Origin of the sequence: Grylomicrobium aquisgranense, assembly GCF_033971865.1 — a bacterium.
Lineage (GTDB): Bacteria > Bacillota_I > Bacilli_A > Erysipelotrichales > Erysipelotrichaceae > Bulleidia > Bulleidia massiliensis.
On the sequence record NZ_JALBUR010000002.1, the window covers coordinates 46,997 to 65,706 of the forward strand.

17 protein-coding genes and 1 other annotated feature are annotated in these 18,710 nt (G+C 47.7%); of the genes, 3 read left to right on the plus strand and 14 right to left on the minus strand.

The genetic code is table 11. The features are described 5' to 3' along the window. Position 1: 1 nt before the first annotated feature. From MOZ60_RS01320 to metG, 4 genes are all read right to left on the minus strand, one after another. Positions 2 to 982 (minus strand): PfkB family carbohydrate kinase, encoded by a 981-nt coding sequence (locus tag MOZ60_RS01320; RefSeq protein ID WP_370595366.1) that lies wholly within the window; start codon positions 980 to 982, stop codon positions 2 to 4. A 177-nt stretch (positions 983 to 1,159) separates the two neighbouring features. Continuing rightward, positions 1,160 to 2,710: a PTS sugar transporter subunit IIBC family protein gene (locus MOZ60_RS01325; RefSeq protein ID WP_370595367.1), complete on the minus strand. Its 1,551-nt coding sequence runs from the start codon at positions 2,708 to 2,710 to the stop codon at positions 1,160 to 1,162. Positions 2,711 to 2,726: 16 nt separating this feature from the next. Then, positions 2,727 to 3,503, minus strand: coding sequence for a diacylglycerol kinase catalytic domain-containing protein (locus MOZ60_RS01330; RefSeq protein WP_370595368.1), 777 nt, complete (start codon positions 3,501 to 3,503; stop codon positions 2,727 to 2,729). Between the two features lie 41 nt (positions 3,504 to 3,544). Beyond that, a complete protein-coding gene (gene metG / locus MOZ60_RS01335; RefSeq protein WP_371832616.1) occupies positions 3,545 to 5,485 on the minus strand; it encodes a methionine--tRNA ligase in 1,941 nt (646 codons plus the stop codon). 35 nt (positions 5,486 to 5,520) lie between these two features. Continuing rightward, positions 5,521 to 5,728, minus strand: a binding site (T-box leader). 210 nt (positions 5,729 to 5,938) lie between these two features. Here metG and MOZ60_RS01340 point away from each other — a divergent pair. After that, the gene (locus tag MOZ60_RS01340; RefSeq protein ID WP_370595370.1) at positions 5,939 to 7,303 is read left to right on the plus strand and encodes an ATP-binding protein; all 1,365 of its coding nucleotides are present in this window, start codon (positions 5,939 to 5,941) and stop codon (positions 7,301 to 7,303) included. 183 nt (positions 7,304 to 7,486) lie between these two features. Next, a complete protein-coding gene (locus MOZ60_RS01345) occupies positions 7,487 to 7,687 on the plus strand; it encodes a cold-shock protein (RefSeq protein ID WP_108774545.1) in 201 nt (66 codons plus the stop codon). Between the two features lie 72 nt (positions 7,688 to 7,759). On the opposite strand, the gene MOZ60_RS01350 is transcribed toward MOZ60_RS01345, so the two are convergent. The 4 genes from MOZ60_RS01350 to MOZ60_RS01365 are packed head-to-tail and all read right to left on the minus strand — an operon-like array spanning position 7,760 to position 10,798. Then, positions 7,760 to 8,047, minus strand: a complete 288-nt coding sequence (locus MOZ60_RS01350; protein ID WP_370595371.1) for a winged helix-turn-helix domain-containing protein — start codon at positions 8,045 to 8,047, stop codon at positions 7,760 to 7,762. 1 nt (position 8,048) lies between these two features. Beyond that, entirely contained in the window at positions 8,049 to 9,569 is a 1,521-nt protein-coding gene (locus MOZ60_RS01355; RefSeq protein WP_370595372.1) for a hypothetical protein, read from the minus strand. Beyond that, the gene (locus MOZ60_RS01360; protein ID WP_370595373.1) at positions 9,562 to 10,446 is read right to left on the minus strand and encodes an ABC transporter ATP-binding protein; all 885 of its coding nucleotides are present in this window, start codon (positions 10,444 to 10,446) and stop codon (positions 9,562 to 9,564) included. The genes MOZ60_RS01355 and MOZ60_RS01360 overlap by 8 nt, the downstream gene beginning before the upstream one ends. Then, entirely contained in the window at positions 10,433 to 10,798 is a 366-nt protein-coding gene (locus MOZ60_RS01365; RefSeq protein ID WP_108774549.1) for a GntR family transcriptional regulator, read from the minus strand. The genes MOZ60_RS01360 and MOZ60_RS01365 overlap by 14 nt, the downstream gene beginning before the upstream one ends. A 200-nt stretch (positions 10,799 to 10,998) precedes the next feature. Between MOZ60_RS01365 and MOZ60_RS01370 the strand changes: the two genes are divergently transcribed. Then, a complete protein-coding gene (locus MOZ60_RS01370; RefSeq protein ID WP_370595374.1) occupies positions 10,999 to 13,806 on the plus strand; it encodes a bifunctional diguanylate cyclase/phosphodiesterase in 2,808 nt (935 codons plus the stop codon). Between the two features lie 30 nt (positions 13,807 to 13,836). On the opposite strand, the gene MOZ60_RS01375 is transcribed toward MOZ60_RS01370, so the two are convergent. The 6 genes from MOZ60_RS01375 to MOZ60_RS01400 all read right to left on the minus strand — a co-directional run bounded on the left by MOZ60_RS01375 (position 13,837) and on the right by MOZ60_RS01400 (position 18,443). Continuing rightward, a complete protein-coding gene (locus MOZ60_RS01375; RefSeq protein WP_370595375.1) occupies positions 13,837 to 14,331 on the minus strand; it encodes a nitroreductase family protein in 495 nt (164 codons plus the stop codon). A 108-nt stretch (positions 14,332 to 14,439) separates the two neighbouring features. Then, complete coding sequence (locus MOZ60_RS01380; protein ID WP_277009247.1) at positions 14,440 to 14,973, minus strand: HD domain-containing protein; 534 nt, start codon at positions 14,971 to 14,973, stop codon at positions 14,440 to 14,442. A gap of 88 nt (positions 14,974 to 15,061) precedes the next feature. Next, the gene (locus MOZ60_RS01385) at positions 15,062 to 16,771 is read right to left on the minus strand and encodes a phosphoenolpyruvate carboxykinase (ATP) (protein ID WP_370595376.1); all 1,710 of its coding nucleotides are present in this window, start codon (positions 16,769 to 16,771) and stop codon (positions 15,062 to 15,064) included. Positions 16,772 to 16,941: 170 nt separating this feature from the next. Beyond that, positions 16,942 to 17,196 (minus strand): hypothetical protein, encoded by a 255-nt coding sequence (locus MOZ60_RS01390; protein WP_277007379.1) that lies wholly within the window; start codon positions 17,194 to 17,196, stop codon positions 16,942 to 16,944. A gap of 47 nt (positions 17,197 to 17,243) precedes the next feature. Continuing rightward, positions 17,244 to 17,435: a hypothetical protein gene (locus MOZ60_RS01395; protein ID WP_370595377.1), complete on the minus strand. Its 192-nt coding sequence runs from the start codon at positions 17,433 to 17,435 to the stop codon at positions 17,244 to 17,246. Between the two features lie 45 nt (positions 17,436 to 17,480). Continuing rightward, positions 17,481 to 18,443, minus strand: coding sequence for an RpnC/YadD family protein (locus tag MOZ60_RS01400; RefSeq protein WP_370595378.1), 963 nt, complete (start codon positions 18,441 to 18,443; stop codon positions 17,481 to 17,483). Positions 18,444 to 18,710 lie beyond the last annotated feature (267 nt).

An 18,710-nucleotide genomic window follows, 5' to 3' on the forward strand; every position in this document is an offset into this window, starting at 1 on the left:
ATTAATTCTCCCCCTTGATAAATGCATTGATTTCCTGTTCAGTTGGCATCACACGCAGAGCACCTTTGCGTGTTGTGACGATCGATGCCGCCGCATTGGCACGCACCAGCATCGCATGAAGCTTCTCTTCATCCAGTCCTTCCATACCTTCTGACAATACAGTATCCAGCACACATGCACAGAACGTATCACCGGCACCGGTTGTCTCAATCGTGCCATTCTGCAGAAAGGCAGGCACATCCGCACGGGCACCATTGGCAAAGGCACTGCTGCCATCCGGTCCCTTGGACAGCGCAATCAGTTTCAGATTCGGATACTTCTGCTGCAGATACGCAATCCCCTGGTCAAAGTCATCATAACCTGTAAACCACTGGATCTCATTGTCAGAGATCTTCAGGATATCTGCCTGCTGCATGCCCCAGTCAATCTGTTCCTTTGCTGCATCCAGCGTCGGCCACAGCGGCTCACGCAGGTTTGGGTCAAATGAAATCAGAAGATGATGGGCCTTGGCAAAGCGCACTGCCAGACGGGTCGCACTGCGGGCAGGCTCATCTGTCAAAGACAGCGATCCAAAGTGGAACAGACGGGAATTAGCAATCAGATGCTCATCAATCTCATCTGCCTGCAGGTCCACATCCGCACCCGGATTGCGGTAGAACGCAAAGTCACGGTCACCATTTGGAAGTTTCAATACCAGAGCCAGAGTTGTATGAACCTTGTCATCATACCGCAGGCCCAGATCTGAGATTCCCTGCTCTACAATCGTACGGGCAAGCATCTGGCCGAAGCCATCCTTGCCAACCTTGCCAATAAAGACTGTTTTGCGATGCAGACGGGACAGCATGCTTAAAACATTGCATGGTGCACCGCCCGGATTGGCCTCCAGAAGAGGATTGCCCTGCTCTGATTTTCCATTCTCTGTAAAATCAATCAGAAGCTCGCCAAGCGCAGCCACATCAAAAGCTTTCTTTTCCTCACTCATGTCTGTAACTCCTATGCATTTATGCAACTCAACACTAGCATAAAAAGGGTCTCACCGCCATATGCGGGAAACCCAAATACCATTATTTTGAATACGCTTCTTTCATCCAAAGCTCCTTCTATAGTGCGTTAGCGCTTAGGCGGGGAGATTTACCAGCGGCCTGTGCTATTTGTTGGATTACATTGTGTCTCTGACACCGCTGCGTATTCCATTCCTGATACTCCTTGCCGCCATTGTGCTCACGGGACCGCAGGTCACTGCCACGCCATCCGGTGTTTCCAGTACTCTTACTCCGCCCAGTCTGATCAGGCGTTCCGTATCAATCATGCTCTGATCATAGAGACTGATATACAGGGTATCAAAGGAACTGTCTGCCCGGACGATATTGGACAGGCCGCCGACGGCGCGCTCTGTTTCCAGGATAAGCTCCTTTGCCCGGCCGCCTTTGAACAGATCCAGAGCAAGATAGCGGAAGTAAAGACGGGATGCGGCAAACCAGACAAGGAAGCAGACTGCACCGATCAGAACAAGTTTCAGGATGGAGGAGCGCAGGCTTTCTGTCTGCAGATAGGCAAGCAGTTCCATCAGGGTTCCGGGCATGGCGACCATTGTCAGTGAAGAGGTTGTATAGTAGCCAAGGTAGATCTGCAGTCCCTGCAGCAGGGCAAACAGGATGCCGGTCAGGCCAAGGTGAATCACAAACAGAAGCGGTGCCACAAACAGAAGAGCAATTTCTGCCGGCAGCAGAATGCCGGAAAACAGAGAGACAATTGTCAGCAGGAAAACAGTCAGAGCCTGACGGCGGCGTATGGTTCTGTCTGTGGTCAGTGAAAGTGTGCCCCAGAGCAGACCAGGTACTGCAAAGATATTCAGGATGTAATATGGTGTGAAGTAGCGGCCGGCCATGCCGTTGAGGGCGCCGGCAGAGTATTGTGCAGTCCATACACTGGCATCGCCGGTGATGGTTGTACCCGCTGCACTCACCCAGGAGCCGCCCTGCGTACTGTACCAGAATGGTGTCCTGAACAAAGTGCCAAGGTTCAGCACGCCAAAGATCCTGTCCAGCACGCCATAGAAGCCCAGCATGACAGATGAGCTTGTATCACTGGCCAGGAAACTGATGCCTCTGTTTAACACTGCAACCAGATACGGCCAGACAAGTGCAATCACAATGCCGCATAATGCACTTAGCAGGACGGTCTTGACGAAGACGACACTGCTGAATGAGAAGTGACTGCCCTGTTCCGGTACATTCTTTGTATGGCGGAAGCAGAAGATTGTCACCGCTGCCACAATGGCCATGGCAAAGACACCTGTCTGCAAAGGATATACCGTCACTGTCTGGCTGGAGTACTTCACGCTCTGTGACATCGAAATGCCAAGGATAGAGGAATAGGCACTGGCAGGAAGGGAATTGCTGTGCAGCACCATGGTGGCAGAAAGGAATGCAGCGTAGCCGCCTATTGCTGCCAGAACAGTTGTATAGGAAGAAGAGCGTCTTGATACAAGACGGATCAGAAACAGCAATGGAAAGTTGACGATCAGGAAAGAACCGGTCCGGGACAAAATCATTGCGGCCGTCGTCAGCCATCCGGAATGGACGGTATATAGGATGCTGAAAACTGGATTGACAAGCAGATTGCCAATGCCGAGAAAGACATATCCGACAACCATGATCTCCAGTGGCGTTTTCAGCAGTTCATAGAATGAGTGCCAGATTTTCTGCATTGTCACTTTCCTCCTTTCAGAACAGGCTCTTCAGTCTGTCAAAATAGCTGACCTGTCTGCCTCTGAGCATGCGGACCGAAAGATCCGGGGATGTATGCATGGTGATGCTTTTAACACCATCCAGCGGCAGAACATCTGAGTCTACTCCTAATAATGCATGGTCAAAGCTTTCCGATTCAAAGCGCAGCTGGGTATTCTCACACATCACAATCGGTGAACCCAGTGATCTGTATTTGACATGATGAATGCCGGCAATCTCTGTCATCTCAATAAAGCGCAATCCTTCCTGGATCACTGCCCCGCCCAGAGAACGGTTATACGCAGTCGAGCCAAGCTGGGTGCACACACAGATGCCGGTGCCCCTGAAATCCTCGAACTTTCTGTCATTGACATAGATTTCCATGACCTGTGTCCTTGCTGCATTTTCAATCCGGATTTCATTGATGCCATGTACTTCATGGCCATCATAGTGGGCACTGAGGATGGGATAGCGGACTTCTGTACACTGGTCATTGACATAGGCAGAAACAAACGCATCCAGATCTGTATCCAGATAATCTGTATAGAAGCCGAGTGTCCCGGTATGAATGCCATAGAAGCATACTTCATCCAGGTGGGGCATATATTCATGTACGGCATAGATGAAAGTGCCATCCCCGCCGATGACAAAGATTGTCTGCGGCATGTGAGGATCTTCCATACAGCCATATACCGCAAGTCTTTTCCGCAGCTGATCTGCGATCTTTGCCGAAGTTTCATCCGGTCTTATTACAAGTGCATATCTTTTATTCATGAAACCTCCAAAAAGGAGATGCTTTCACATCTCCTCTTACTTTAACAGATTTTCGTTCCCGGTTTGAGACCGTTTACTTCAACCACAGCAATTTCCTTGTCATTCTTTCCCGCCAAGAGCATGCCCCTGCTTTCCACACCGCGGAAGACATGCGGTTTCAGGTTGGCAATCACAACGATGTTCTTGCCAATGACCTGACCAGGTGTATAGGAGCTTGCCAGACCGGACACAATCTGTCTTGGCTTATCCTCACCCAGATCTACCTGCAGGACATAGAGTTTGTCCGCATTGGGATGATGTTCACAGGACACCACTCTGCCAACCCGCAGATCCAGCTTGTCAAAGTCATCGACCGTGACTTCCTGCTTCTTCTCGGCCTGCACAGCTCTTTCCTTGGCAATGCGTGCATTGATCACATCAACCTTGGCCATGACTTCCTTCTCATTCAGACGGGCGAACAGAATCTCCGGATGATCCGTGATCGTAATGCCGGTTTCCAGCTGCCCAAAGCTCTGGATGGAATCGTAGTCAGTGTGTACTGTATTCAGACTCTTGAGAATCTTATCTGCTGTATCCGGCAAATATGCCTTCAGCAGTACGCCTGCCGTACGGATGGCTTCCAGCAGGTTGTAGAGAACCGTTGCCAGACGGCCGCTCTTGCCAGGATCCTTGGCCAGAGACCACGGCATCGTTTCATCAATGTACTTGTTGCAGCGGGAGAACAGATCCAGAATCAGCTGGATCGCATCTGCCACACGGAGCTCATCCATCTTGGCATTGACCAGGCGGACCGTGTCACTGACAGCCTGTTTCAGCTCTTCATCCACCGGTTCATCATCATGCGGATTGGAGACCAGGCCATTGAAGTACTTGTTCTCCATGGACAGTGTACGGTTGACCAGGTTGCCGAGGTTGTTGGCAAGATCAGAGTTGATCCGGTCAATCATCAGGTCATAGGTCACATGGCCATCCTGGGCAAACGGCATCTCATGCAGCATGATGAAACGTACAGCATCCACGCCAAACAGGGATACCAGATCATCCGCATAGATGACATTGCCGGCGGACTTGCTCATCTTTGCATCACCGGTTAACAGCCACGGATGACCGAATACCTGCTTTGGCAGCGGCTCACCCAGTGCCATTAACATAATCGGCCAGTAGATGGTATGGAAGCGGACAATGTCCTTGCCAATCAGATGCAGATCAGCCGGCCAGTACTTCTTGTACAGCTCAGAACTGTTGCCATCAGCGTCATAGCCAAGACCGGTAATATAGTTGCTCAAAGCATCAATCCACACATAGATGACATGCTTTGGATCAAAGTCGACCGGAATGCCCCAGGAGAAGCTTGTACGGGATACACACAGATCCTGCAGGCCTGGTTTCAGGAAGTTGTTGAGCATTTCATTCTTTCTGCTCTCCGGCTGGATGAAGTCAGGATGTTCCTCAATGTACTTGATCAGACGCGGTGCATACTTGCTCATCTTGAAGAAGTACGCTTCCTCTTCCATCGGCTTGACATCATGGCCGCATACCGGGCACTTGCCATCTGCCGTCAGCTGGCTCTTGGTATAGAACGCCTCACACTCCTGGCAGTACATGCCCTCATACTTTCCTTTATAAATATCACCCTGCTCATAGAAGCGGCGGAAAATCTTCTGCACCTGCTTCTCATGATACGGATCGGTTGTCCGGATGAACTTGTCATAAGACACATTCATGACATCGAACTGTTCCTTGATCTCACCGGAAACCTTGTCAACAAACTCCTTCGGTGTCACACCGGCTGCCTTTGCCTTCTCTTCCACCTTCTGGCCATGTTCATCTGTACCAGTCTGGAAGCGGACATCATAACCCGTCAGTCTCTTATAACGGGCAATGGCATCTGCCAGGACAATCTCATACACATTGCCAATATGCGGTTTTCCGCTCGTATAGGCAATGGCCGTCGTAATATAGTACTTTCCCTTATCACTCATCTGCTGCACCTCCTTATAAAATAAAAACGTCCTGCTGAAAGGACGTATTTCACGCGGTACCACCTTTATCTTGCCTGCAATTCACAGACCACTCAACAGCTTTAACGCAGCCAACGTGCCATGCTCAACATTCACACAGCCTGCTCCAGGACCATCTTCCTCTTCCCCTCCATACCGGCCTTCCACCATATACCAGCTCGCTTCATATCAGATAAAGAGTACTCTTCCCTTCCCTGCATTTGCTTTCTTATTATATGTGAGCTGTCAACATTTGCAAAGATCATGCCATGCCAATTTCCACAAGAAGATGAAACCATCACGGCAGAATGCGCCTGACAAGATCTTGCTCGTTCATGCATAGCCTGCTTTTCGCAAATCCTGATTTGACTAATCTGAATTTGACAAATTTAGATTTGCTTATTAGCCTGATGTTAGCAGAAAGGAGGGTTTACCATGTTCTATTTCCGTGAGCAGGAACTTCTTACACTTCAGAATTTCTGTTCAAACGTATCCAGTAAAGCAATGGCAGTCTATGGCAGACGCAGAACCGGAAAGACAGAATTCATTACGCACTATATGGATCTTCACGCTACAGACCGCATTCTGTATTATCAGTGCACAAGCTATGACTACAATACATGCCTGAAGGACTTTACAAGTATTTTGAAGCTGTATTATTCGGGCGATACCATACTTGATTCTCTGCAGACATTTCGTGATGTTTTTACCTATATTTCCCGGGATCGGAAAGTTGACCTGATTGTCATTGATGAATTTCCTTTTCTCTGCAAGAAGAAAAAAGATACTGTTACAGAATTTCAATGGATCATTGATCATGGCCTGAATGGAATCAAGCTGATTCTGATGGGCTCAAACCGTTCCTTCATGAAACACCAGGTTTCTGACCGCGAATCGCCTCTTTATGGCAGATTTGATGAAATTCTGGAAATCCGCCCCTTTACATTTGATGAAGTCTGGCAGCTGTTTCCTGACTTTGATGATGCTGTACAGGTATATGGCGAAACGGGCGGTGTCGCCCAATATGTGATGTTCTTCAAGAAATATCCGTCTGTTGATGAAGCCGTCAGGCATCTCTATTTCAACCGCAATGGCAGGCTGTTTCAGGAGTCTGCAAATTATCTGCTGCAGGAATTCAAGGATCCTACGGTATATGCAAATGTTTTACGTGCTATTGGAAGTGGTGAGAAGGATTCAGGCCAGATTGCTTCAAAATGCGGTCTTGAAAGCAGAGCTGTTTTCGCTTATCTGAAAAAACTGGAAGAGCTGGAAATTATTGCTGTTGCTGCAAACCCGCTTTCCAGCAAAGACAGAGGTGCAAGATACAAGATCATTGACCGTCTGCTGCGGTTCCATTTCACGTTTGTGGAGCCAAACATTTCCATGATCACTGCTGTTGGTGAGAGATGTGCAGATTACATTCTCAAAAATCAGCTTAATGAATATCTTGGCTTTGTATATGAGGAAATCATCCAGGAGAAATGCTTTTCCTATGCCCTAACCGGAAAGATTCCCTTCATGCCGCAGACCGTTGGCAAATGGTGGGGAAATGTCATGGATCAAGGCAGATGGCATGAAAGTGAAGTGGATGTCATCGCCTTTGATACAAGTCATATCATCATCGGTGAATGCAAATACCGTGAAAAGAAAATCGGGCTGAAGGAACTGGAATTGTTAAAGGAAAAATCCAGATATATTCCTGTACAGAACCGGACAGTATATTATCTGCTGGCAAGCCGTGCCGGTTTTACAAAGGATCTTCCGGAAACCAGTGATGTGATTCTGATTGAGAAAGCGTGAATCATCTGTTTCCATGGTATGTTCCGCACATGCTATTCTTCCGCATGAATTTCTACTGAGTTCACCCGCTTTCTTCTTGCGTGAGGATGGCAAGCGTGCTAATGTACTTTTGTATTCTGAGTATGTACATGAAAATGATAATGCGGGGATACAGATCATATAGATAGGAGATTCAAAAGTATTATGGCAACAGGTAAGGTAAAATGGTTCAACGCTGAAAAGGGCTATGGCTTCATCACAACAGATGACGGCAATGATGTCTTCGTACATTATTCCGCAATTCAGGGTGAAGGATTCAAGACTCTGGATGAAGGTCAGGCAGTCAGCTTTGATATTACACAGAGTGACCGCGGACCGCAGGCTTCCAACGTCGTCAAGCTCTGAGCTTAGCCAGGGAGATGGCAGATGCCATCTCTTTTTTCTATGCAAAAAAGGAAAAGATTTCTCCCTTCCTGTTCAGTATTGATTATAACGATAGCCCTTTCCCCAGAAAGAATCCAGATACATAGGCTGTGAGGGATTTACCTCAATCTTTTCCCGGATATGGCGGATATGCACTGAGATAATTGGTCTGCATTCATACGGTTCCTCATTCCAGGCATTGCGGTAAATCTCCTCGGCCGTAAAGGTCCGGTTTGGGTGAGACATCAGATAGGCAAGAATGCCATACTCATGCGGTGTCAGGTGAGCATTTCTGCCATTGGCACAGACACTCTTTGTTTTGTCATCAAGCAAGATTGACATATTACTTTCCTTCTTTCTGTAAATACGCCTGCAGCGTATATGTATTTTCGCCATCATCCGTCGCAACATTTACTTTCGTAAACTGACTGACCGTCATGAGCTCATCAAGTGTAAGCATGTGATCTTCCGGCAGCGGATAGCGGTGATAATTGGTCATTCTGGTACTGCCGTCAGCGACAGTGCTGGTATTGTAGATGGCAAGAGCGCTGGATGAGAAATATGCTGTTTTCTCCTGGTATAACGCAGTAATGCTTTCTTCCATGTGCCGGTTGAAAATATCCTGGAAATCTTTGTTGTTCTGCCATTGGTCATATGTCATGACGGCATCGAAATATACGGAAACATATTCATCAGGTGCACTGGCATCACCGAGATCTTTTTTGCTCATATACGCGTCATAATTGATTTCCACATTGCTGTCTGCAGACAGATTGACCGGATAGATCAGTCCGAAGCCCTTTGTCTTCCAGCCAATTTCTGACAATGCGCCTGTCAGCAGGCATAAGATGGCAAAGATGATAAACAGCCGTGGCCGGATGATGATGCGGCGGCGGTAGATGAAGGAACCGGCTGCATACAGGCACAGCATCACAAGTATAAAGATGAAGGAAGCGGTAAAGCCTTCCTGGTGATAGCTGCTGGAGATCAGCAGCAGGCCAAGAAACAGCATAATATGAATCACAAAGGGATAAGCAAGCGGACTGTCTGACAGTTGTTCTGCACGTTCTGCCTTTCTGCGGACAAGCTGTCTCTGGTTCAGGATGAAGGCAAGGATGCCATAGGCAAGCAGAACTGCTTCTGATATCCAGCTCCATGCATTTATATCAGAAATGCCAATCATATCCGGATCAATCAGTATGTTTGCATTGGCAGTGCCAAGATACAGTGGTGACAGCCAGCGCTCAAAGAATGTGCTGCTGTAGAACTGGGCAGAGCCGACCGTCACATCCTGCAGGAAGACTTTGACGACGAACTGCATAATGAAAGGCAGCAGCGTATAGGCGCCAAGCATCACAACACCATCCAGAATGTTGTTGGCAGTCATGTAGAGCAGACTGTTGAACAGCAGCATGACACCGGTGAACAGGGCCATGTGGGCTGTCAGTGCAGCCATCTGTCCCGCCGCATGAATCAGCCCGGGATATGTGAAGATGCCGCACAGCAAACTGACAAGGGCAGAGGCAATGAAGCCGCCCATGACAGCAGCGTACATGATGAAGAATTCAGTACGGATCTGCTGTGCACGTGAGATCGGCAGACACAGGAAGAGATCCTCACTGCGCTTGCGGTGCAGATAGCTGAACATGAAGACGGGCAGGATGAAGCAGGAAACAATGGCAATGCCTGCAGAAACAGCAAAAGCAGTGTGCAGACTGTCTCTGACAGCCTCTCCCTGGTTCAGATAATAATTACTGCCATCCAGCAGGATGCACGCCGCCGGGATCATGACATACATCACAGCATAGAACAGCCAGCCCGGTTTCCATCTCTTAAACAGATATAACGCATAGTTCTTATTCATGTGCATCACCCCTGCTTTCCATTTCATAGATAAACAGTTCCTCGAAATTCACCTGAAGCACATCCAGCACCAGCGGGTTCATTTCTTCCAGCTTTGCCATCACCTGTTCACGCTCACCTTTGATCACCATCTGACAGACACGACCCTCACTGCTGAAATGCAGCAGATCAAAACCGGCAAAATCAGCTTTTGTCATTGGTTTTGCAAAGGCTGCCTGGTACTTGTTGATCACTGACTTGGAGGCGAGCAGATCACCATACTGCATCATTCTGCCATCTTCCAGAATGCCGAAGGAATCGCAGATATCCTCAAGTTCCTTGAGATTGTGGGAAGAAATGATGACGATCGCATGATCCTCTTCAATCAGTTCTGCCAGTGCTTTTTTGACCGTCAGACGGGCAAGGGGCTCAAGGCCGTCATACGCTTCATCCAGCAGAAGCAGGCGGGGATGGATACAGAAGGCAAACAGCAGCGCAACCCGTCGTTTGTTTCCTTTGGACAGATTTACGATGCCGGCATTCTCATCCAGATGAAACAGAGCAAGATACTTCTGATAGACTGCTTCATTGAACTCATACATGGTCTGGTAAAGCAGTTTTATGGAACGGATGGTAGAACCGATCGGATAGTACTGTTCATCAGAAACAAAGGCAATCTGGCGGCGGACAGCAGGATCCAGACTGACGTCTTCATCCTGAAACAGAATATGGCCTCCATCTGCTTCATATACACCGGCAATCAGCCGCAGCAGCGTACTCTTGCCGGCACCATTGATGCCGACAAGTCCAAAGATGGAACCATCCTGTATCTCCAGGTTCAGATCCTTCAGAACTTCTCTGCAGCCAAATGATTTGGTCAGATTCTCAATTCTCAGCATGTTCGTCCTCCCCATACAGTTCCTTTACAGCATCCAGAATTTCCTGCTTCTGGATGCCCATCTCCTTGAGCGGTGCCAGCACCGCAGCAATCTGATGGCGGTGCGGCTGCTGCACATCCATCCTGGCAACATACACCCCTTTTTTTGGTGCATTGTATACACAGCCTGTCTTTTCCAGCTCACTGTATGCCTTGGCAACCGTATTCGGATTAATCCCATTTTCCTGGGCAAGCTGGCGGACGGAAGGAAGCTTGTCCCCCGGATTCAGCACACCTGCCTGAATAAACCGGATCAGCTGTTTCTGGATCTGTTCATAGATCGGCTCTTTGCTTTGCAGATTAAGCAGAAACATATATCCTCCCTTTCTTCTGTACTGTCTGTATTAAGTGTATTATCTGTACTATCTGTTTGTCAATCAGTCAATCGTAAGACTGCAAATATATTGTTCAAAAATACCAACATACTGCTCACTTTAAGCAATCCAGTTCCCCTGATTCTTTTATATAATTGATATGTATGCGCACTGAGTTGATACGGAAGAGGTGAGAGTGCATGGAGATCAATTCCGCACGATCAATCAAAGATTATCTGCGGCTTACCAGAAACAAAGACCTGAAGCAATTCATGAACAGTACACCGATGATGATCGCAGCTGCGGAGAATAATGTCCGCATCAGCTATGTCGTCTCTCTCCTGCTCATTCTGCTTGGTTTCATTGGCTCCGCCGGTCTTTTGATCTATAAAGATGAGGCAGCTTTGTACCCACAGGTGCCAAGCATCCTCGCTTATCTTGCCTTGATCATCTTCAACACTGTCCTGATTTTCTATCTGCTGCATCTCAGTGTAGCCGCCGACCGCAAGTCTGCCATTCACAACCTCAATGTCAGTTATGTCGGTTTTCTGATCAATGCTTTGATCTCCGGCATGACGTTGTTTACAACCCAGACAGGCAGTTCATTATTTTTTGAGCTTGTCATCATTATGACACTGGTCACGATCCTGCCTTTTTACCGCAGCAATCATATCGTGCCGGTCGTGCTGACATCCGCGATCACAATGTTGGCCTGCCTGATTTTCTCAAACGCTCATATTGCCTGGCAGGATGCGTTTGATCTTGGCATTTTCTATTTCATCTGCGTGTTTACAATGATTCTGCGCAGGATCTGGTTTGCCCAGACGACCTGGCTGCAGTCAGAACTTGCCAAAGCAAACTCCACGCTGACAAAGGAAAACCGCACGGATGTCCTGACCGGTCTTAACAGCAGGGCTGCCCTGCGCCAGGACTTCCCCGCTTTTACCGGAGCTTATGTGTGCATGGCAATGATGGACATCGATGATTTCAAACGGGTCAATGATGTCTTTGGTCATATATATGGTGATACTCTGCTGCAGGGAGTTGGTACTGCCATGGCCAAGGATCTGCAGAGTGACAAGGTCAAGTGTTACCGCTATGGCGGTGATGAATTCCTGGTTATCAGCCGCAATATCACCCAGGCAGATTTCAAGGCGCGGATGGAACAGTTCCGCAAAGACTTTTCCCGGAAGATGCCGGATGGGACGATGTCTTCGTTCTCGATAGGCATCAGCTACGGCATGCTGAAAAATGAGCGCGATATCCGCTCCTGTCTGCAGCAGGCAGATGACTGTCTGTATGAAGCCAAGGCACAGGGCAAGAATCAGATTGCCAGCCGGGCATTTTCCATTGACTATAACAAGCCGGATGAACATGTGCCAAGCAACGAAAAAGACCGGATTACCGGCCTGCCATCGCTTTCTTCTTTCACCCATGAAGCTGAAGATCTGATCAAAGATAATCCGGAATGGAAGCTGATCTTCTTTGATATCGACCGTTTCCAGAGTCTGAATCAGACGAACAGTTTCAAAACCGGTGATCAGGTACTGACCAGAACCGGCCAGCTGCTGCAGGAAAACTTCCCCGGTGATCTGATCACCCGGAGTGAGAATGACCACTTTCTGGTTCTAACCAAAAGAACAGATGACGCAGCCAGAATCGAAAAGGTGCAGCAGGGTATTTCCCGCTATCTGCCGCACAATTACATCTTCCTGCGTGCTGGTGTTTACCTGCATCACAAAGACCGCGGCACGAGCGATCTTCGCGCATGTATCGATATGGCCCATGCGGCGTGTAATACCCTGCGTCAGCAGACGGTGAATTCCATCCGTGTGTTTGATGATGAGCTGTTTCAGAGCATGCAGAAAGAAGCCTTCGTGCTCTCTAAGTTCAACGAAGCTATTTCTCGTGGTGATTTCATCCCGTACTTTCAGCCGATTGTCGGCGGTGCATCCGGCAAGACATGCGGCTTTGAGGTGCTGGCACGCTGGAATGATCCTGAACGCGGCATCATCTCACCTGGTGATTTCATGCCGGTGTTGGAAAAGTCACATGATGCCTATCGGCTTGACTTCTATATGCTGGAGAAAGGCTGCCAGCTGCTGGCAGATATGAATGAAGACCGCCGCGAGAATCTATTTTTCTCTTTCAATCTGTCACGAACGGACTTTGATGTATGTGATGTACCGGCAAGACTGAGCCGGATTGTTTCAAAGTATGAGATTCCTCACAGTGCCCTGCGTATTGAGATCACAGAATCTGCGTTCATTGAAAGCCCCAAGATCCAGAATGCCATCCGTGCCATGCAGAAGGAAGGCTATCAGATCTGGCTGGATGATTTTGGCACCGGCATGTCTTCCCTGAGTGCTCTGAAAGATTACAAGGTAGATGGCGTCAAGCTGGATATGGAGTTTATGCGCAGTTTCCATGAGAATGCGCGTTCTTCCATCATTATCCGGGCTCTGATTGAGATGTCGCATTCGATGGGGACGGACGTGGTTGTTGAAGGTGTAGAAAGCAGAGAACAGCTGACCTTTGTCCGTCTGTGCGGCGTCAATTATATTCAGGGTTTCTATTATGCTAGTCCGATGCCATGGGAGGAACTGATCAAGAGTACGTTCTGGACAAACTATGTACATATGGATCAGCTTCCTTATTATCAGAAAGCCAATTCCTCCTATTATTCTCAGGCAGGTCACTATCTCACCATTGGCAAGATCATTCCTGAAATTGTGCTGGAAGTATCCAATACTAGTATTACCATGCTGCGGCTGTCAGATGCCATGGAGAAATTCATAGGCAAACACAGCAATATCCTGCAGAAGCCTTTATGTCAGCAGGTGCTCAGGAAAGCTGCCAGATCCAACATTCCGGTATGGCAGTCCGGCCAGATTGACAATGATACCTATCTGGTACTGGCCATGCGGATTGGGGTATCGCCAGATAACAGCAAGGCAATCTGCCAGATGGAAATCTATCATAACCAGACATCCGATAAAGAGAACTGAAAAAGGAAGACCTCACATCTTCCTTTTAGTTTACTGCCAGTGAATTCTGCTTTCTTCAAAGCGATCCTGCTGTTTCTTCTCCTCCGCCGGCCAGCCAACCGGAAACAAGGAGAACGGCACAAGTGTATCCGGCAGATCCAATATCTTTCTGACTGCATCCATGCGGTCCTTTACCGGTGCCACAGCCAGCCAGACACCGCCCAGTCCCAGCGCATCTGTCATGATCCACATGTTTTCCTGGGCGATTGACATATCAATCTGGGCAAATTCAGGAAAGCGCAGCCCATCTGTGCGGTACACAGGTACGATCACTGCCGGTGCACCGGCTGCACAGCCGGCATAGGGGCTTGCCTTGGCAAGCTGCGCAATCACATCCTTATCCGTAACGACATAAAACTCCCAGGGCTGCTGATTGCCGGCACTTGGTGCCTGCATGCCTGCCCGCAAAATTTCTGTGATATCCTCTTTTCTGACAGGTTTATCCTGATATTTCCGGATACTGACACGGTGAAACAGATTCTCCATAGTATGACCTCCTGTTATCAGGATAGTAGAGATATCCTCAAAATGCATGCAGAAAGATGCAGGATCAAAAATCAGATTATGACATAAAAAGCAGAGATTGTTCTCTGCTCATTCCATAATCATCTTGTAGGCCTTGGCGACATAGTAAGGTACCTGCAGGGCACCGTGGCTGCAGAATTCCAGCGTAGCACAGTACTTGTCGGCAATGGTGATAATCATGCCTTCTTTTGTCTTTGGCCTGGCTGTTCCGTTTGGCCACATGTGGTGGACAATGCAGTCTTTCTCAATATCGTTGAGCTTGAAGTACTTCTCTGCATTCATCAGTGCAATGCGCGGATGTACAGCGCAGTGCCTGCCGGGGAGTGGTGTTCCCTTATGCCAGTCATACAGGTAGAAGTCATGCAGCATGGCTCCTCTGGCACAGCTGCGGTAATCAAGTCCTGCTTTTCTGGCCATCAGGTAGGAATACCACGCCACATTCAGGCAGTGCTGATAGCGTGAAGTCGCATGATGCTGGCGGCAGTGCATCAGTTCTCTGTACTCCTTTACTGTCGTAATATCTGCGACTGTCTCTATAAACGTCAAAGCTTTTTCGTCATCTTCATCACAGAAGGTGCGTCTTGATCCCAATACTCTTGTCATCGAGATGTAGAATAGTCACTTTGTATTCTGAATTCAAGTCAAATGATGACAAGTTTTCCCATGCTTTCTGTAAAAACCGGGTTTCTGCTTATTTATCGTTGTTGATGACGAAATCCAGCAGTGCCTGGGCACCTTTGTCAATGCCATGGTCTCCTTTGTCAGGCAGGCCGAGGCATGTGTAAACTTCGCCAACCGGAATGCCTTTTTCAAATAGTGCCGCAAACATCTTGTCGATCAGGGGCTTGCAGATGTTCTGTTCCTGCATTGGTCCAAACGGATTGGCAAAGAAGGTTGTGGACAGGCCTTTTTCCTGGGTTGTGCCAAGGGCGAAACGCTTACCCTGGATGAAGACATTCTTGGCTTCTTCTTCATTGGCAAATACATGCATGCCGCGTTTGTCATCATAGTTGTTGGCATAGACAAAGCAGTCAATCGGATGGTTCTTTATGACAACCTTATACGGTGCAGCAGGCATGACAACCCGGGCATTCTTTTTATCCGGGTTGAAGAAGATAGAACGGTCAAGGTCCTTGTAGGCAGTGCCTTTATCAAGGTCATCCAGGCGGACAAAGGCACCGATCTCTGTACCCTGTGCCCAGAGATTTCCATCTTCATCCATGTGGATTGTGCCCATGTCATCAAAGACCGTTTCCTGATGGTCGATCTGATCACTGGCAAGATTGCTTAATGCTTCGATGGTTTCACTCTTGCCGGCTCCGGAATCACCCATGAACATCAGGCCTTTCTTTCTGCCATCTTTGAGATAGAGGTTGACCATCGCCCCATGGATTGGCAGCCAGCCACGTTCCATCATGGCAAGGTTGTGAAGGGTCAGGATGCTCTTCTTGGTATAGCCGAAGTAGTCAATCTCCGGGGAAGCACTTGTCTTGCCGATCCATATGTGATTGTCAGTGTCGTGGTAATAGACCGTGTCTTTGGTGCCGTCGGGATTGCCAAAGAAGAGTATCGCATCTGGCTTTCTGCCGCGGCAGTCTTCTTCTCTGGCCAGTTGGAACAGACCGGAGGTGGCGACACAGGAGCTCATTTCATCTTTGTGGAAATACACAAAGATCAGGACTTCACCAACAAGTGCCGGGAAGCAGAACCAGTCATCATCACCCTTTTTAAAATCCAGGACAGGATTGTGATCCGATGGTGCAAAGGTGTTGGTGCGCTTGTTGGACTTGGTATGAATGATCAATGGTGTACGGACCATGATTGTATGCACAAAGTCAATATCCGCAAGTTCCTGATATTCCTTCGGGCATTTCCAGGCATATTTCTGCATGAGCAAAGAGGCATTGGTGCCTGCCTGAATCTGACGGTAGACATTATCCGCACGGCCGGTGATCTTGGCTTCAACAGTACGGAAGAAATTGCGGGCAACCTCATTGATCTGGTTGTCCACGTTCATAAAGGAATTGGTCTGATAGGAATCTGCTCTCTGAGCATAGAGCACACTAAAACGCTGCAGACTGTTCCAATAGCGGTATCCTTCCTCAATCACATCCTGCATTGTCTCAGGCAGTTGAAGGTACGGCATATCCACCTTGTTCATGTTCATTAACAAAAGAACATGGAGAACATTCTTCAGGTCTTCTTTTACTTTTTTGCGCTCATCCGTGTTCTTGTATAAAAAAGCACGCAGATCACGGCGGTGGCTGTCCAGATATGTCAGATAATGATCCAGAAACTCATTAAATACCTGAGAATCCAGCAGTTGTGATGTTGAGGTGACAAACTCGGCAGAATAGTTCAGAATCACCTCATGATCATGAAAATAGCATGGTTCCTTCATAAATAACCTCCAATGTCAACAATGAATCTGTCCCCTTTGCCCTAATGATGACTGATTTCCAATTTTCTTTCAAGACTCCAAGAATTCTTTCATGATTCTTTCATACATTTTGTAATTTTTGTATTGACAGGCAAAAAGAAAAGCCACCATTTCTGGCAGCACCATCTGATTCATGATTGATCGGATCCATTCTTTGGATGGTTCCTCAACTGCTGGACTTCTTCAAGACTTAAACCTGCAATCTTTGCAATCTTTTCATCAGGAAGAATGCCATCTTTCATCATTTTTTCTGCAGTATTGACTGCATACTTTCTTACTTCTTCCTGATACGCTTGCTGATATGCCTGTTGATACGCTTGCTGATATGCTTGCCGATACCCAGTCTGATAGCCTTTTTCATAGACCCAGTCGCTGTAATCACACATATTTATCAGCTCCTTTCTGAATTCATTGGAGAGGGATGCTCCTGTTATCAGTTGAGCTGTTTCTTACGGAGCTGACGGACTTCTGCAGGAGAGATACCGGATATCCGGGCAATTGTTTCATCCGAAAAGCCACCCATGTGAAGCATATTCTGTACGGTCTGCAGGCTCTGCTCTCTGATGCCTTCTGTTTTTCCTTTCCTGATACCGTTCTCATAAATCAGATCACTGTAGTTGCACATATCTCTCAGCTCCTTTCTGAATTCATTGGAGAGGGACACCTGTTATCAGTTGAGCTGCTTCTTGCGGAGCTGACGGACTTCTGCAGGAGAGATACCGGATATCTGGGCAATTGTTTCATCAGAAAAGCCACCCATCTGGAGCATATTCCTTGCGGCCTGAAGACTATGCTCTCTTATGCCTTCAAGCTTACCTTCCATCTTGCCTTCCATCTTGCCTTCCATCTTGCCTTTCCTGATACCGTTCTCATAAATCAGATCACTGTAGTTGCACATATCTCTCAGCTCCTTTCTGAATTCATTATGATCGATGATGCCGAATTGTGCCAGCCTTTTCATCTTCTCTTCTGAGCTGCAGGTTTCTTTGAAGATGATATGCAGCACATGGAGAAGATCATTGTCACCAGTATATGGTTCATTGCCGACCATGATTTCAATGATCGTGGATGGGAAGTTATCCGTTCTTTGCTGTCCTGATCCTGCCATGATTCTGCGTTCTCTCTGGCATCTGATGATGGTATTGCTGTATTTCTTTGGCACATTCAGGTACAGCCAGATGCCAATCGCATGATGAATCTTTCCATACTCCTGTCTGGCCAGTGAAAAGATGCTTTCCGCCTGTGCAGAAATCTGTCTTGCCAGATAGAACTCTTCCCGGCAGGCAGGTGGATATTTCAGATGGAAATTCTTCTGGATCTCAACATTGACAGTGATTGTTTTATTGGATTGTAGCTGCGTTTCAAACAGCAGGTCAAAGACAATTCTGCCTTCCGACGGGATAAAGTTTTCCTGTTGTTTCACGCTGATTCGATTGGTATAGCCAGGATCTACAGGCACCTTAGAGATCCACATATTTCTGATGGTTATTTCTACCTTTTGGGGAAACAGATCTGGTACTGCATTTTTCAGCAGAACTCTGATGATCTGATCGTCTGCCATGATCTTCTTGGCATACAGATCCAACTGTTCTTTCTGATAGGCAAGGTTAATGGCATTGTTGATTGGCATCATTGTTTTTCTCCTGTTTCTCTGCTGTGTAAAGAATATCTTTTACGGTCTGTTCATTCAGAATCCGGGTGATGCAAAAGCATTTTCTGCCAGCATCTTTGATGCCTGAATCCCGGCATATTCCATGTCAGAAAGCGGAAAGCAGAATCTGCCTGAAAATATTCCGGATGCCGGCGTACAGTCCTGGACAGCGCATCTTTCTTCAGGGCCAGCAGTAATACAAGGTTATCTTCCAGCATGACATACTGGCCGCAGACTTAGAAAATATGT

Bases quoted from the DNA above. Each gene is read 5' to 3' on its own strand.
- MOZ60_RS01320 (WP_370595366.1), bottom strand. From the start codon at position 982: ATGAGTGAGGAAAAGAAAGCTTTTGATGTGGCTGCGCTTGGCGAGCTT.
- MOZ60_RS01390 (WP_277007379.1), bottom strand. From the start codon at position 17,196: ATGTGTGATTACAGCGACTGGGTCTATGAAAAAGGCTATCAGACTGGG.
- MOZ60_RS01360 (WP_370595373.1), bottom strand. From the start codon at position 10,446: ATGCTGAGAATTGAGAATCTGACCAAATCATTTGGCTGCAGAGAAGTT.
- MOZ60_RS01400 (WP_370595378.1), bottom strand. From the start codon at position 18,443: ATGATGCCAATCAACAATGCCATTAACCTTGCCTATCAGAAAGAACAG.
- MOZ60_RS01355 (WP_370595372.1), bottom strand. From the start codon at position 9,569: ATGAATAAGAACTATGCGTTATATCTGTTTAAGAGATGGAAACCGGGC.
- MOZ60_RS01325 (WP_370595367.1), bottom strand. From the start codon at position 2,710: ATGCAGAAAATCTGGCACTCATTCTATGAACTGCTGAAAACGCCACTG.
- MOZ60_RS01385 (WP_370595376.1), bottom strand. From the start codon at position 16,771: ATGAAGGAACCATGCTATTTTCATGATCATGAGGTGATTCTGAACTAT.
- metG (WP_371832616.1), bottom strand. From the start codon at position 5,485: ATGAGTGATAAGGGAAAGTACTATATTACGACGGCCATTGCCTATACG.
- MOZ60_RS01340 (WP_370595370.1), top strand. From the start codon at position 5,939: ATGTTCTATTTCCGTGAGCAGGAACTTCTTACACTTCAGAATTTCTGT.
- MOZ60_RS01365 (WP_108774549.1), bottom strand. From the start codon at position 10,798: ATGTTTCTGCTTAATCTGCAAAGCAAAGAGCCGATCTATGAACAGATC.
- MOZ60_RS01330 (WP_370595368.1), bottom strand. From the start codon at position 3,503: ATGAATAAAAGATATGCACTTGTAATAAGACCGGATGAAACTTCGGCA.
- MOZ60_RS01375 (WP_370595375.1), bottom strand. From the start codon at position 14,331: ATGGAGAATCTGTTTCACCGTGTCAGTATCCGGAAATATCAGGATAAA.
- MOZ60_RS01380 (WP_277009247.1), bottom strand. From the start codon at position 14,973: ATGACAAGAGTATTGGGATCAAGACGCACCTTCTGTGATGAAGATGAC.
- MOZ60_RS01370 (WP_370595374.1), top strand. From the start codon at position 10,999: ATGGAGATCAATTCCGCACGATCAATCAAAGATTATCTGCGGCTTACC.
- MOZ60_RS01345 (WP_108774545.1), top strand. From the start codon at position 7,487: ATGGCAACAGGTAAGGTAAAATGGTTCAACGCTGAAAAGGGCTATGGC.
- MOZ60_RS01395 (WP_370595377.1), bottom strand. From the start codon at position 17,435: ATGTGCAACTACAGTGATCTGATTTATGAGAACGGTATCAGGAAAGGA.
- MOZ60_RS01350 (WP_370595371.1), bottom strand. From the start codon at position 8,047: ATGTCAATCTTGCTTGATGACAAAACAAAGAGTGTCTGTGCCAATGGC.